This is a genomic window from Salmonella sp. SAL-020, from assembly GCF_017372215.1.
Taxonomy (GTDB): domain Bacteria; phylum Pseudomonadota; class Gammaproteobacteria; order Enterobacterales; family Enterobacteriaceae; genus Salmonella; species Salmonella enterica.
The window spans coordinates 3,831,603-3,846,060 of record NZ_CP071690.1; the positions used below are offsets into that span (position 1 = coordinate 3,831,603).

Below are 14,458 nucleotides of genomic sequence, written 5' to 3' on the forward strand. Positions count from 1 at the left end.
TTATATCGGCGGTGTTAAATACAGATATCACGCTCTTTAATTCGGAAATAAAACCTTAATCACCAATATTGAAAATGTCACACATTGATATTCGTAACTTTCAATAGTGTTACGCACCTCACCAATATTGAAAGAAATATGCCAAATATGAAAATTTTCAATATTGTTTGCTGGCTCAACAATATTGAACGCCAGATACTTAAAAAAGTTAAAAAACCACAACCAATCAATTGATAAATAAAGCAAAAATCAAAATTTAGACACAAAATAATCAACGCAAAAAAGTGTGACGAAGATAACAGAATCACCCGAAGTGAATACCCATCATGAGTTACTCATTGAGGCGTCCCAGAGGTTAAAAACTTATCAACAAATCATTAATAATAAATAAACAAACGTTCATGGACTGGCACGCTAAATAAATTTCGTTTTCACACTGGAATTCACTTATGAAAAATGAAAAGAAAAAATCGGGAATTGAACCGAAGGTTTTTTTTCCGCCATTAATAATTGTCGGGATACTTTGCTGGCTAACAGTCAGAGATCTTGATGCCGCTAACGTCGTTATTAATGCGGTATTCAGTTATGTCACCAACGTCTGGGGTTGGGCATTTGAATGGTATATGGTCGTCATGCTCTTCGGCTGGTTCTGGCTGGTTTTTGGCCCCTATGCCAAAAAGAGATTAGGTGACGAAAAACCGGAGTTTAGCACCGCCAGCTGGATTTTCATGATGTTCGCCTCCTGTACATCCGCTGCGGTTCTGTTCTGGGGCTCTATTGAGATCTACTACTATATCTCCACCCCGCCGTTCGGCCTGGAACCAAATTCCACGGGCGCGAAAGAGATAGGCCTGGCGTACAGCCTGTTCCACTGGGGGCCGCTGCCGTGGGCAACCTATAGCTTCCTTTCTGTGGCCTTCGCCTACTTCTTCTTTGTACGCAAGATGGATGTCATCCGCCCCAGCTCCACGCTGGTACCGCTCGTCGGTGAAAAGCATGCGAAAGGGTTGTTCGGTACCATCGTCGATAACTTCTACCTGGTGGCGCTGATCTTCGCGATGGGCACCAGCCTCGGTCTGGCTACCCCGCTGGTCACCGAGTGTATGCAATGGCTGTTCGGTATTCCGCATACGCTGCAATTGGATGCCATCATCATTACCTGCTGGATCATTCTGAACGCGATTTGCGTGGCCTGCGGCCTGCAAAAAGGGGTCAGAATCGCCAGCGATGTGCGTAGCTACCTGAGCTTCCTGATGCTCGGCTGGGTGTTTATCGTCAGCGGCGCCAGCTTCATCATGAACTACTTCACCGACTCCGTCGGGATGCTGTTAATGCATCTGCCACGGATGCTGTTCTATACCGACGCCATCGGTAAAGGCGGCTTCCCACAGGGCTGGACCGTTTTCTACTGGGCGTGGTGGGTTATATACGCCATCCAGATGAGTATCTTCCTGGCCCGTATTTCCCGTGGTCGTACCGTACGTGAACTGTGCTTCGGGATGGTGATGGGTCTGACCGCGTCTACCTGGATCCTGTGGACAGTGCTGGGCAGCAACACGCTGCTGCTGATGGATAAAAACATCCTCAACATTCCGCAACTGATTGAGCAACACGGCGTGGCGCGCGCCATTATCGAAACCTGGGCCGCCTTGCCGCTCAGCACCGCCACCATGTGGGGCTTCTTCATCCTCTGCTTTATTGCCACCGTCACGCTGATTAACGCCTGCTCTTACACCCTGGCGATGTCGACCTGTCGTGAAGTTCGCGATGGTGAAGAGCCGCCTCTGTTAGTGCGTATCGGCTGGTCAGTGCTGGTCGGCATCATCGGTATCGTTCTGCTGGCGCTGGGTGGGTTGAAGCCGATTCAGACCGCGATTATCGCCGGAGGATGTCCGCTGTTCTTCGTCAACATTATGGTGACGCTGTCCTTTATTAAAGACGCCAAGGTGCACTGGAAAGACAAGTAATTCTTATTAACCCAATTGATCAAGAGGCTGAAAGATGGATTTCAACTTAAATGACGAACAGGAGCTGTTTGTCGCCGGTATTCGCGAACTGATGGCCAGTGAGAACTGGGAAGCTTATTTTGCCGAGTGCGATCGTGACAGCGTCTACCCTGAGCGTTTTGTAAAAGCGCTGGCGGATATGGGTATTGATAGCCTGCTGATCCCGGAAGAACACGGCGGTCTGGAAGCGGGTTTTGTTACCGTCGCCGCCGTCTGGATGGAGCTGGGACGTCTTGGCGCGCCAACTTACGTGTTGTACCAATTGCCAGGAGGTTTTAACACTTTCCTGCGTGAAGGGACTCAGGAGCAAATTGATAAAATCATGGCGTTCCGGGGCACCGGTAAGCAGATGTGGAACTCTGCTATCACCGAACCGGGAGCGGGATCGGATGTTGGTAGTCTGAAAACCACTTATACACGCAAAAATGGTAAGGTTTATCTTAATGGCAGTAAGTGCTTTATCACCAGTAGCGCCTATACCCCGTACATCGTGGTCATGGCGAGAGACGGTGCATCGCCGGATAAACCGGTTTACACCGAGTGGTTTGTGGACATGAGCAAAGCGGGTATCAAGGTCAACAAACTGGAGAAACTCGGTCTGCGCATGGATAGCTGCTGTGAAATCACCTTTGACGACGTTGAACTGGACGAGAAAGACATGTTCGGTCGGGAAGGTAACGGCTTCAACCGCGTGAAAGAAGAGTTTGACCATGAACGCTTCCTCGTCGCGCTGACCAACTACGGTACCGCAATGTGCGCTTTTGAAGACGCTGCGCGTTACGCGAATCAGCGCGTGCAGTTTGGTGAAGCTATTGGCCGTTTCCAGCTGATTCAGGAGAAGTTTGCGCATATGGCGATCAAACTGAACTCCATGAAAAATATGCTGCTGGAAGCCGCGTGGAAAGCGGATAACGGCACGATTACCTCCGGCGACGCGGCAATGTGCAAATACTTCTGCGCCAACGCCGCGTTTGAAGTGGTAGACACCGCCATGCAGGTACTGGGAGGTGTTGGTATCGCGGGCAACCACCGCATCACGCGTTTCTGGCGTGACCTGCGCGTTGACCGTGTTTCTGGTGGTTCTGATGAAATGCAGATCCTGACGTTGGGTCGTGCGGTACTTAAGCAATACCGCTAATTGATCCCTTGTAGGCCTGATAAGACGCGGGGCGTCGCCATCAGGCAATCATGCCGGATGGCGCTGTGCTTATCCGGCCTACATACCGCAAAAAATGCCAGGAGAAAAATGATGAATCATTTACCAATGCCAACCTTTGGCCCGCTTGCTGGGGTACGCGTTGTTTTTTCAGGAATCGAAATCGCCGGTCCATTCGCCGGACAGATGTTCGCCGAATGGGGCGCCGAGGTTATCTGGATTGAAAACGTCGCATGGGCCGATACCATCCGCGTACAGCCTAACTACCCGCAGCTCTCACGCCGCAACCTGCACGCCCTGTCGCTGAATATTTTCAAAGATGAAGGTCGGGAAGCGTTTCTGAAACTGATGGAAACTACCGATATTTTCATTGAAGCCAGTAAAGGCCCGGCCTTTGCCCGCCGTGGTATTACTGATGAAGTGCTGTGGGAACATAACCCGAAACTGGTCATTGCCCACCTTTCCGGCTTCGGCCAGTATGGTACCGAGGAGTACACCAATCTTCCGGCGTATAACACCATCGCGCAGGCATTCAGTGGTTATCTGATCCAAAACGGCGACGTTGATCAGCCGATGCCAGCCTTCCCGTATACCGCCGATTACTTCTCCGGGATGACCGCGACGACAGCCGCGCTGGCGGCCCTGCACAAAGTACGCGAAACGGGTAAAGGTGAAAGCATCGATATCGCCATGTACGAAGTGATGCTGCGCATGGGTCAGTACTTCATGATGGACTACTTCAACGGCGGCGAAATCTGTCCACGTATGACGAAAGGGAAAGACCCCTACTACGCTGGTTGCGGCCTGTATAAATGCGCCGATGGTTACATCGTCATGGAGTTGGTCGGCATCACGCAAATCAACGAGTGTTTTAAAGATATTGGCCTGGCCCATATTCTTGGTACGCCGGAAGTTCCGGAAGGCACGCAGCTCATCCATCGCGTGGAATGCCCTTACGGCCCGCTCGTCGAAGAGAAACTGGACGCCTGGCTGGCAACACACACTATCGCCGAAGTTCAGGCGCGCTTTGCTGAGCTGAATATCGCCTGTGCGAAGGTGCTCACCATTCCGGAACTGGAAGGTAACCCGCAGTACGTTGCCCGCGAATCGATTACTCAGTGGCAAACAATGGACGGTCGCACCTGTAAAGGGCCGAACATCATGCCGAAATTTAAAAACAACCCGGGGAAAATCTGGCGTGGCATGCCGTCACACGGCATGGATACCGCCGCCATTCTGAAAAACATTGGTTATAGCGAAGCAGATATTAAGGAACTGGTCGGCAAAGGCCTGGCCAAAGTTGAGGATTAAACGCGATGCGCTAATCGGTTTTCCGGTTAGCGCTCACGCCTGATTTCAGTGGATAAAGCAATATGGATATCGTTGGCGGACAAAACTTACGTCAGATGTGGGACGACCTGGCCGGGGTGTACGGAGATAAAACGGCGTTAATTTTCGAATCCTGTGAGGGAATCGTTCGGCAGTTTAGCTATGCTTCGCTCAATGAAGAGATTAACCGCACGGCGAACCTTTTTTACTCCTTAGGGATCCGCAAGGGTGATAGGGTCGCGCTGCATCTGGATAACTGTCCGGAATTCATCTTTTGCTGGTTTGGACTGGCAAAAATCGGCGCTATTATGGTACCGATTAATGCCCGCTTACTGGGCGAAGAAAGCGCCTGGATCCTGCAAAACAGCCAGGTGAGTCTGCTGGTTACCAGCGTCCAGTTTTATCCTATGTACCGTGAAATACGCCAGGACAATAGCACTCCGCTTAATCATATCTGTCTGATTGGCGAGCAGCTTCCGGCTGACGATGGCGTGAGCCACTTTTCCCAACTGCAAGCACGTCAATCGGCCACGCTGTGCTATACGCCCGCGTTATCCACTGACGATACGGCGGAAATTCTGTTTACCTCCGGTACCACCTCGCGTCCAAAAGGGGTGGTGATTACCCACTATAACCTGCGTTTTGCAGGCTACTACTCTGCCTGGCAAATCGCCCTGCGCGATGATGACGTGTACATGACGGTGATGCCCGCTTTTCATATCGACTGCCAGTGTACCGCCGCAATGCCAGCCTTTTCCGCCGGCAGCACCTTTGTGCTCCTGGAAAAGTACAGCGCCCGGGCATTCTGGGATCAGGTACGTAAATATCAGGCGACGGTGACCGAGTGCATTCCGATGATGATCCGCACGCTGATGGTCCAGCCCGCCGCACCAACGGACAGGCAGCATCACCTGCGCGAAGTGATGTTCTATCTCAATTTATCCGAGCAGGAAAAAGACGATTTTACCGAACGCTTTGGCGTCAGGCTGCTGACCTCCTACGGTATGACTGAAACCATCGTCGGTATTATCGGCGACCGTCCCGGAGACAAACGACGCTGGCCCTCCATTGGCCGCGTGGGATTTAGCTATGAAGCCGAAATCCGTGACGATCAAAATCGCCCGCTGCCCGCCGGAGAAATTGGCGAAATCTGTATTAAAGGCATCCCCGGCAAGACTATCTTCAAAGAGTATTACATGCAGCCGGAGGCAACCGCCAGGGCGCTGGAACCAGAGGGCTGGTTACATACCGGTGATTCGGGTTACCAGGATGAGGATGGCTATTTCTATTTTGTCGACAGACGCTGCAACATGATTAAACGCGGCGGGGAAAATGTCTCCTGCGTCGAGCTGGAAAATATTATTTCTGCACATCCGAAAATTCAGGACATTGTGGTGGTTGGTATTAAAGACGCGATCCGTGATGAGGCCATTAAAGCGTTTATCGTCCTTAATGAAGGTGAAACATTAAGCGAAGCCGAGTTTTTCAGCTTTTGCGAAAACAATATGGCGAAATTCAAGGTTCCCTCTTTTATGGAGATCAGAACCGACCTGCCGCGCAACTGTTCAGGAAAAATAATCAAAAAAAATCTGAAATAAACCTTCCGGCAGGAATCCATCCCGCCGGGAAACTATTTATCTGGAGATGAACTATGAGTGAGTCATTACATCTGACCCGTAACGGCCCGATCCTGGAAATTACCCTCGACCGACCTAAAGCGAATGCCATTGACGCCAAAACCAGCTTTGCAATGGGTGAAGCTTTTCTTAATTTCCGTGACGATCCGGAATTACGCGTAGCAATCATTACCGGCGGCGGGGAGAAATTCTTTTCTGCTGGCTGGGACTTAAAAGCGGCAGCGGAAGGTGAAGCGCCGGATGCTGATTTTGGTTCCGGCGGCTTTGCTGGTTTAACCGAAATATTTGACCTCGATAAGCCGGTTATCGCCGCGGTGAACGGCTACGCGTTTGGCGGCGGTTTTGAGCTGGCGCTGGCGGCGGACTTTATTGTCTGCGCCGAAAACGCCAGCTTCGCGCTGCCGGAAGCAAAGCTAGGCATCGTGCCTGACAGCGGCGGCGTATTGCGTCTGCCTAAGCTGCTGCCACCGGCTATCGTCAACGAAATGGTAATGACCGGCAGACGAATGAGCGCCGAAGAAGCGCTGCGTTGGGGAGTCGTGAACCGCGTTGTCAGCCAGAGCGAACTGATGGATAGCGCGCGCGAACTGGCGCAACAACTGGTCAATAGCGCCCCGCTGGCTATCGCGGCGCTGAAAGAGATTTATCGCGCGACCAGCGAAATGCCGGTAGAAGAAGGCTACCGCTACATCCGCAGCGGCGTGCTGAAGCATTATCCGTCGGTACTGCATTCAGAAGATGCGCTCGAAGGACCGCAGGCATTTGCCGAAAAACGCGATCCGGTGTGGAAAGGTCGTTAATGTGACTATGCCGGATGGCGCTTCGCTTATCCGGCCTACAGCACATGCGCAACCGTAGGCCGGATAAGGTGTTTACACCGCCATCCGGCAAAAAAACCGAGGTACAACTATGAGCTATTACGCCTTTGAAGGACTGATCCCGGTGGTGCATCCGGACGCGTTTGTCCATCCCAGCGCCGTGCTGATTGGCGATGTCATCGTGGGCGCCGGTGTTTATATTGGCCCACTCGCGTCATTGCGTGGGGATTATGGTCGCCTGATCCTGGAGGCAGGCTCTAATCTGCAGGATGGCTGCATTATGCATGGCTACTGCGATACCGATACCATCGTGCATGAAAACGGCCATATCGGCCACGGCGCTATTCTACATGGCTGCGTGGTGGGACGGGACGCCCTGGTCGGCATGAATAGCGTCATTATGGACGGCGCAGTGATTGGCGAAGAGAGCATTGTCGCCGCCATGAGTTTTGTCAAAGCCGGATTTCAGGGTGAGGCAAGGCAACTGCTGGTGGGGTCACCTGCGCGCGTACTACGCCAGGTTACGGACCAGGAGCTGCACTGGAAACGCCTCAATACCAAAGAATATCAGGATCTTGCGATCCGTTGTCGAACGGGGTTATCTGAAACGAAGCCGTTAACGCAGGTCGAAGAAAACCGGCCGCGCCTGAAAGGCACGACGGACGTGAAGCCAAAATCAGCACAGTAATTGATGCCGGATGCGCTCACGCTTATCCGGCCTACGCGTCAATTACCGTTTACCCCGCCATCAGGTTAAACAGACAATTAGCGACGCATACTTTTTGACAGCATCATCTGCCATTTCTGCTCACGGTTTAGCTCTGTGGGGGGAACGGCAGACAGTCGCGGCGCTTTCGCCACGCTCACTTTTCTTTCCTGCAAATTATGATTCAATCGGCGATAGAGTTGAGAGTCGATACTCACGACTTTCACCAGACGCTGGCACTGGCAGCCTCGTCCTGCAATTTGGTTAGGGATCATCTTCACTTCACAAACAATTTCCCCCACTTCTGACAGAATATAGGAGAGCGTATTAATTGCTTTGCAATGTTCAATATCAAATTGACGGGAAATCTCCCTGGCAGTGATCCATCGGTTCTCTGCCATCATCCAGTCAGCAATTAACAAATAAAGCGGTCTTTCAACATATTTTTCACACATAAGCACACCATTTCACAAATTAAAAATCTGGCTACGGCCTGTCCAAACTAATAAAAACTAAGCCATATTAAAATTGTGGATATGCAAGATAGTATGCGACTTAAATATTGATTAGTGTGAGCAATATCGTGCTTATTACATTGAAAATGTGGTTACGGAAACGGACTTCTCCAGGAATGACCTTACGCAAGATAAAAAAAGGGTTTCTTTACAGAAACCCTTTCAACATTATATTACAGGTCCGGTTAGAGCAATATCCGCCGGACCCTTGGTTTACGACTTTTTGATCTGCGCGTGCATTTCCTGCACCGAAGTTACCTTCTCGGTGGCATCGGCATTCAACGCCATCGTCGTGGCAAAACCGCCGTTCAGCGTGGTGTCATAATGCACTTTGTACTGCAGCGCGCTGCGGCGAATCACCCTGGAGTCTTCAATCGCCCGGCGACCTGCGGTGGTGTTGATGATATAGGTATATTCGCCATTCTTGATGCGGTCCTGAATGTGCGGACGACCTTCGTGCACCTTGTTCACCAGACGCGGGTTGATACCGGCTTCGCCCAGCACAATCGCCGTACCGTGGGTAGCATCCAGCTCGAAGCCCTGTTTCAGCAGCTTAGCGGCCAGGTCCACCACGCGCTCTTTGTCGCCTTCGCGAACGGAGAGCAGCGCACGGCCCTGTTTCTTCATGGTGGAGTTACTGCCCAGCTGCGCCTTAGCGAACGCTTCCGCGAAGGTACGGCCCACGCCCATCACTTCCCCGGTGGAGCGCATTTCTGGCCCTAACAGCGGGTCAACGCCCGGGAATTTGTTGAACGGCAGCACCACTTCTTTCACCGAGTAGTACGGCGGGATAATTTCTTGGGTCACGCCCTGCTCGGTCAGCGATTTGCCGGCCATTACGCGCGCCGCCACTTTCGCCAGCGGCACGCCGGTGGCTTTGGAGACGAACGGTACGGTACGCGCCGCACGCGGGTTAACTTCAATCAGATAGACTTCGTTGTCTTTCACCGCAAACTGCACGTTCATCAGGCCGCGCACCTGCAACTCGAAGGCCAGCTTCTGCACCTGCTGGCGCATCACGTCCTGAATTTCCTGGCTCAGCGTGTAGGCCGGCAGGGAACAGGCGGAGTCGCCGGAGTGTACGCCCGCCTGCTCGATGTGCTCCATGATACCGCCAATCAGCACCATTTCGCCGTCGCAGATAGCGTCCACGTCCACTTCAACCGCGTCATCAAGGAAGCGGTCCAGCAGTACCGGCGCATCGTTAGAGACGCTGACCGCGGTCTGGAAGTAGCGACGCAGGTCGGCTTCGTCGTAGACAATTTCCATCGCCCGGCCGCCCAGCACGTAAGAAGGACGCACCACCAGCGGGTAGCCGATTTCTTTCGCCTTCTCAACCGCTTGTTCAATGGCGGTGACGGTGGCGTTGGCCGGTTGCTTCAGCTTCAAACGGTCAACCGCATGCTGGAAGCGTTCACGGTCTTCCGCACGGTCGATGGCGTCCGGGCTGGTGCCGATAACCGGCACGCCTGCCGCTTCCAGCGCGCGCGCCAGCTTCAGTGGAGTCTGGCCGCCGTACTGCACGATAACGCCTTTCGGCTTCTCGATGCGCACGATTTCCAGCACGTCTTCCAGCGTCACCGGCTCGAAGTACAGACGGTCGGAAGTATCGTAGTCGGTGGAGACGGTTTCCGGGTTACAGTTGACCATGATGGTCTCGTAACCGTCTTCGCGCAGCGCCAGCGAGGCGTGTACGCAGCAGTAGTCAAATTCGATACCCTGGCCGATACGGTTCGGGCCGCCGCCGAGGACCATGATTTTATCGCGGTCAACGGACGGGTTCGCTTCGCACTCGTCTTCATAGGTGGAGTACATGTAGGCGGTATCGGTGGCGAATTCCGCCGCGCAGGTATCCACACGCTTGTAGACCGGATGCAGGTCATACTGGTCACGCAGTTTGCGGATTTCCGCTTCACGCACGCCCGCCAGTTTCGCCAGACGCGCATCGGCAAAGCCTTTGCGTTTCAGCTGGCGCAGGAAGTCGGCGTTGAGGCCAGTAATCCCGACTTCAGCCACTTTCTCTTCCAGACGCACCAGTTCTTCAATCTGTACCAAGAACCAGCGGTCAATGTTGGTCAGGTTAAAGACGCCATCCACAGACAAGCCCGCACGGAAAGCATCGGCGATGTACCAGATACGATCTGCGCCCGCGTCTTTCAGCTCGCGGCGGATTTTGGTCAGCGCTTCCGGGTCGTCGAGGCTCACTTTCGGGTCGAAACCGGTGGCGCCCACTTCCAGGCCGCGCAGCGCTTTCTGCAGGGATTCCTGCTGCGTGCGACCAATCGCCATCACTTCCCCGACCGATTTCATCTGAGTGGTCAGACGGTCATTGGCACCGGCGAATTTCTCGAAGTTAAAGCGCGGAATTTTGGTGACAACGTAGTCAATAGACGGCTCAAACGACGCCGGCGTACGGCCACCGGTGATGTCGTTCATCAGCTCGTCGAGGGTATAACCCACCGCCAGTTTGGCCGCCACTTTGGCAATCGGGAAACCGGTGGCTTTCGACGCCAGCGCCGAGGAGCGGGAGACGCGCGGGTTCATTTCGATAACGATCAGACGGCCGTTTTTCGGGTTCACGGCGAACTGGACGTTAGAACCACCAGTTTCGACGCCGATTTCACGCAGTACCGCCATCGAGGCGTTACGCATGATTTGGTATTCTTTGTCGGTCAGCGTCTGTGCCGGGGCCACGGTGATGGAGTCGCCGGTATGGATGCCCATCGCATCGAAGTTTTCGATAGAGCAGACGATGATGCAGTTGTCGTTTTTATCACGCACCACTTCCATCTCGTACTCTTTCCAGCCGATCAGCGATTCATCAATCAGCAGCTCGTTGGTTGGCGAGAGGTCCAGACCGCGTTCGCAGATTTCTTCGAACTCTTCACGGTTGTAAGCGATACCGCCGCCGGTGCCGCCCATGGTAAAGGACGGACGGATGATGCACGGGAAGCCCACGTCAGCGGCAACCGCCAGCGCTTCTTCCATGGTGTGCGCGATACCGGAACGCGCGGTGTCGAGACCAATTTTCTTCATCGCGATATCGAAGCGACGACGGTCTTCGGCTTTATCAATGGCGTCGGCGGTGGCGCCAATCATGGTGACGCCGAACTCTTCAAGTACGCCCTGACGCTCCAGCTCCAGCGCGCAGTTCAGCGCCGTCTGGCCGCCCATGGTTGGCAGCACCGCATCCGGACGCTCTTTTTCAATGATTTTGCGCACCACTTCCCAGTGAATCGGCTCGATGTAGGTGGCATCGGCCATTTCCGGGTCGGTCATGATGGTGGCCGGGTTGGAGTTCACCAGAATGACGCGATAGCCTTCTTCGCGCAGGGCTTTACACGCCTGAGCGCCGGAGTAGTCAAACTCACACGCCTGACCGATAACAATCGGGCCCGCGCCCAGAATCAGGATACTTTTTATATCTGTACGTTTTGGCATGGCTCTTATTACTCCTGATTATTTCGCGGACTGACGGTATTGCTCAATAAGCTCGATAAAGTGGTCGAACAGCGGCGCCGCATCGTGCGGGCCGGGGCTCGCCTCCGGGTGGCCCTGGAAGCTGAACGCCGGTTTGTCGGTACGATGAATACCCTGCAGGGTGCCGTCGAACAGCGACTTGTGGGTCACGCGCAGGTTGGCGGGCAGCGAGTCTTCATCCACCGCAAAGCCGTGGTTCTGCGCGGTGATCATTACCACGTTTCTGTCCATATCTTTTACCGGATGGTTGCCGCCGTGATGGCCGAACTTCATCTTAACGGTCTTCGCACCGCTCGCCAGCGCCAGTAGCTGATGACCGAGGCAGATGCCAAATAGCGGAATGTCGGTTTCGAGGAATTTCTGAATAGCAGTAATCGCGTAGTCGCACGGAGCCGGGTCGCCAGGGCCGTTTGACAGGAAGATGCCGTCCGGATTCATTTTCAGCACCTCTTCAGCAGAGGTTTGCGCTGGCACCACCGTCAGGCGGCAGCCGCGATCCACCAGCATACGCAGGATGTTGCGCTTCGCGCCGAAATCATAGGCCACCACATGGAACGGCAGGTCATCCTCAGATTTCGCTTCCGGTAAACCGTCTTTCAGCGTCCAGCTACCCTGCGTCCAGCGGTAAGTTTCCGCCGTGGTCACTTCTTTCGCCAGATCCATACCGTTAAGTCCAGGAAATGCTTTCGCTTTTTCCAGCGCCAGCTTCGCATCCGGGCTATCGCCTGCAATGATGCAGCCGTTCTGTGCGCCTTTCTCACGCAGCAGTCGGGTCAGCTTGCGGGTATCGATATCAGCAATCGCCACGATGTTATGGCGTTTGAGGTAAGAAGAGAGGTCTTCTGTGTTACGAAAGTTGCTGGCAATCAACGGCAGATCGCGAATCACTAAACCTTGCGCATGAACCTGAGAAGATTCTTCATCGGCTTCATTGGTGCCGACATTACCAATATGGGGATAAGTAAGAGTGACGATTTGGCGGGAATAGGAAGGATCAGTGAGGATTTCTTGATAACCGGTCATTGAAGTATTGAAAACGACTTCCCCAACCGCCGAACCTGTTGCCCCTATGGCCCGACCGTGAAACTGGGTTCCGTCTTCCAGAACCAATAGCGCTGACTTAATCAAAACACCCTCCAGAGAATATTCACTCACTTTATTTGCATATTAATTCATTCAGTCAGTATGAAGCAATGCAAATTTGCTTACCCGTGGATTTCTGGCAAACGGCGGCATTCTGAAGTTAAGCCGGATAAAAGTCAACTTAAAGCGGGTATTTTTTATGTTATTTTGCACATTATAAGTAAGTTATTCTGTTTAAGAGGCAAAAAGATCAACTAAGTGACGATAGAAAACGCTTGCGCTTCCTTGAGTTCGCAAAAAACTGGCTGTCATGATAAAAAGTGGACCAAATGGTCAAATTTCACATTAAAACAACAAAAAACAACGATAAAAATCCATTTAATAGCCATTAATGTTATTAAATTAATAATAATTCAAAATTAAGCAAATTAACAACAAAAATAACTTAAAAATCAACTTGTTATAAAAAGAAAAAATCAAATCAAACGTATCATAAAATCACAAAAAACAGCAAGTTAAGACAATATAATGATAACTCCAATTTAGATATTAATATCTAACTTCTTTTTCTTTAAGACAGGCGCATACGATTGGACCACAAACAGCCTCACTACAGCATAAAAAAGCTAACTTATTGAAGCAAAATAGATAAAACGATCCCGTGGAACAGCACTAACCCCCCAATGGATATCAGTCTTATCAGTCTGGTCGAGGTGCCTTTTGCATACGGTAAGCCACTGCGGCAGAACATGTCGTGGGAGAAGAAACTGTCGAAACATGAATGGTGAAAGGCGTTATTTATCTGACCGAATAACCGGGGGGCAAAAACAAAAGGGCAATAATATATTGCCCTTTGTAATCAATTAATCTTGATTACCACAACCACATCACGAAGGTATTTAGTCGCTATAATACATCCAGCCCCAGCACATCCCGCATGTCAAATAGCCCATTTTTCTTCGTTTTTAGCCATAACGCCGATCGCAACGCGCCATTTGCAAACGTCATGCGGCTGGAAGCTTTATGCGTAATCTCTACGCGCTCGCCAATATCGGCAAACATCGCGGTATGTTCGCCGACGATGTCGCCCGCCCGAACGGTCGCAAAGCCAATCGTGCCCGGTACGCGCTCGCCGGTATAACCTTCACGCGAGTAGACCGCGCAGTCCTTCAGATTTTTATCCAGCGCCCCGGCGATTGCCTCGCCCATTGCCAGCGCCGTACCCGACGGTGCATCCACTTTATGGCGGTGGTGCGCTTCAATAATTTCAATATCGCTATAGTCGCCCATTACCTTCGCGGCTTTCTCCAGCAGCTTGAGCATGACGTTAACGCCGACGCTAAAGTTTGCGGCGAAAACGATCGCAATCTCTTGTGACGCCTCGCGAATGGCTTGTTTACCGGCGTCGTCAAAGCCGGTAGTACCAATCACCATCCCTTTACCATGCTGGCGGCAAAACGCCAGATGCGTCAACGTGCCTTCCGGACGGGTAAAATCGATGAAAACGTCAAAATCATCTTTTACCGCCTCAAGGCTGCTTTGAACGATCACGCCGGACTTTCCCCCCCCTGCCAGTTCGCCAGCATCGCTGCCCAGCAAGGAAGAGCCTTCGCGCTCCAGCGCGGCACCCAGCTGAACACCTTCCATCGCCATGGCGGCCTGGATTAACTGCCGTCCCATGCGGCCACCGGCGCCGGCAATGGCGACGCGGATTTGTGCTTCATGCAT

At 52.5% G+C, this 14,458-nt stretch carries 10 protein-coding genes; 6 read left to right on the plus strand and 4 right to left on the minus strand.

Features of this window, described 5'->3' with window-relative positions; genetic code table 11:
• The first annotated feature begins 449 nt into the window (after positions 1-449).
• The 6 genes from caiT (at position 450) to caiE (ending at position 7,634) form a co-directional block, all read left to right on the plus strand.
• Positions 450-1,967 (plus strand): L-carnitine/gamma-butyrobetaine antiporter, encoded by a 1,518-nt coding sequence (caiT, locus tag J1G48_RS18650; protein WP_000787073.1) that lies wholly within the window; start codon positions 450-452, stop codon positions 1,965-1,967.
• A gap of 34 nt (positions 1,968-2,001) precedes the next feature.
• Positions 2,002-3,144: a crotonobetainyl-CoA dehydrogenase gene (caiA, locus tag J1G48_RS18655; RefSeq protein WP_000347134.1), complete on the plus strand. Its 1,143-nt coding sequence runs from the start codon at positions 2,002-2,004 to the stop codon at positions 3,142-3,144.
• A gap of 111 nt (positions 3,145-3,255) precedes the next feature.
• Positions 3,256-4,473, plus strand: coding sequence for an L-carnitine CoA-transferase (gene caiB, locus J1G48_RS18660; protein ID WP_001016213.1), 1,218 nt, complete (start codon positions 3,256-3,258; stop codon positions 4,471-4,473).
• Positions 4,474-4,535: 62 nt separating this feature from the next.
• Positions 4,536-6,089 (plus strand): crotonobetaine/carnitine-CoA ligase, encoded by a 1,554-nt coding sequence (caiC, locus tag J1G48_RS18665; protein WP_000355818.1) that lies wholly within the window; start codon positions 4,536-4,538, stop codon positions 6,087-6,089.
• Positions 6,090-6,142: 53 nt separating this feature from the next.
• Entirely contained in the window at positions 6,143-6,928 is a 786-nt protein-coding gene (gene caiD, locus J1G48_RS18670) for a crotonobetainyl-CoA hydratase (RefSeq protein ID WP_000004387.1), read from the plus strand.
• A 109-nt stretch (positions 6,929-7,037) separates the two neighbouring features.
• Positions 7,038-7,634 carry a carnitine operon protein CaiE gene (gene caiE / locus J1G48_RS18675; protein WP_000122863.1) on the plus strand — a complete coding sequence of 199 codons (597 nt, stop codon included), beginning with the start codon at positions 7,038-7,040 and terminating at the stop codon, positions 7,632-7,634.
• 77 nt (positions 7,635-7,711) lie between these two features.
• Here the strand turns inward: caiE and caiF are convergent, their stop codons facing one another.
• The 4 genes from caiF to dapB form a co-directional block, all read right to left on the minus strand.
• Positions 7,712-8,107, minus strand: coding sequence for a carnitine metabolism transcriptional regulator CaiF (gene caiF, locus J1G48_RS18680; RefSeq protein ID WP_000333324.1), 396 nt, complete (start codon positions 8,105-8,107; stop codon positions 7,712-7,714).
• A gap of 273 nt (positions 8,108-8,380) precedes the next feature.
• On the minus strand, positions 8,381-11,608 hold the full coding sequence (carB, locus tag J1G48_RS18685) for a carbamoyl-phosphate synthase large subunit (protein WP_001126310.1): 3,228 nt from the start codon (positions 11,606-11,608) through the stop codon (positions 8,381-8,383).
• An 18-nt stretch (positions 11,609-11,626) separates the two neighbouring features.
• The gene (gene carA / locus J1G48_RS18690; protein ID WP_000597280.1) at positions 11,627-12,775 is read right to left on the minus strand and encodes a glutamine-hydrolyzing carbamoyl-phosphate synthase small subunit; all 1,149 of its coding nucleotides are present in this window, start codon (positions 12,773-12,775) and stop codon (positions 11,627-11,629) included.
• Between the two features lie 861 nt (positions 12,776-13,636).
• Positions 13,637-14,458, minus strand: coding sequence for a 4-hydroxy-tetrahydrodipicolinate reductase (dapB, locus tag J1G48_RS18700; protein WP_000544036.1), 822 nt, complete (start codon positions 14,456-14,458; stop codon positions 13,637-13,639).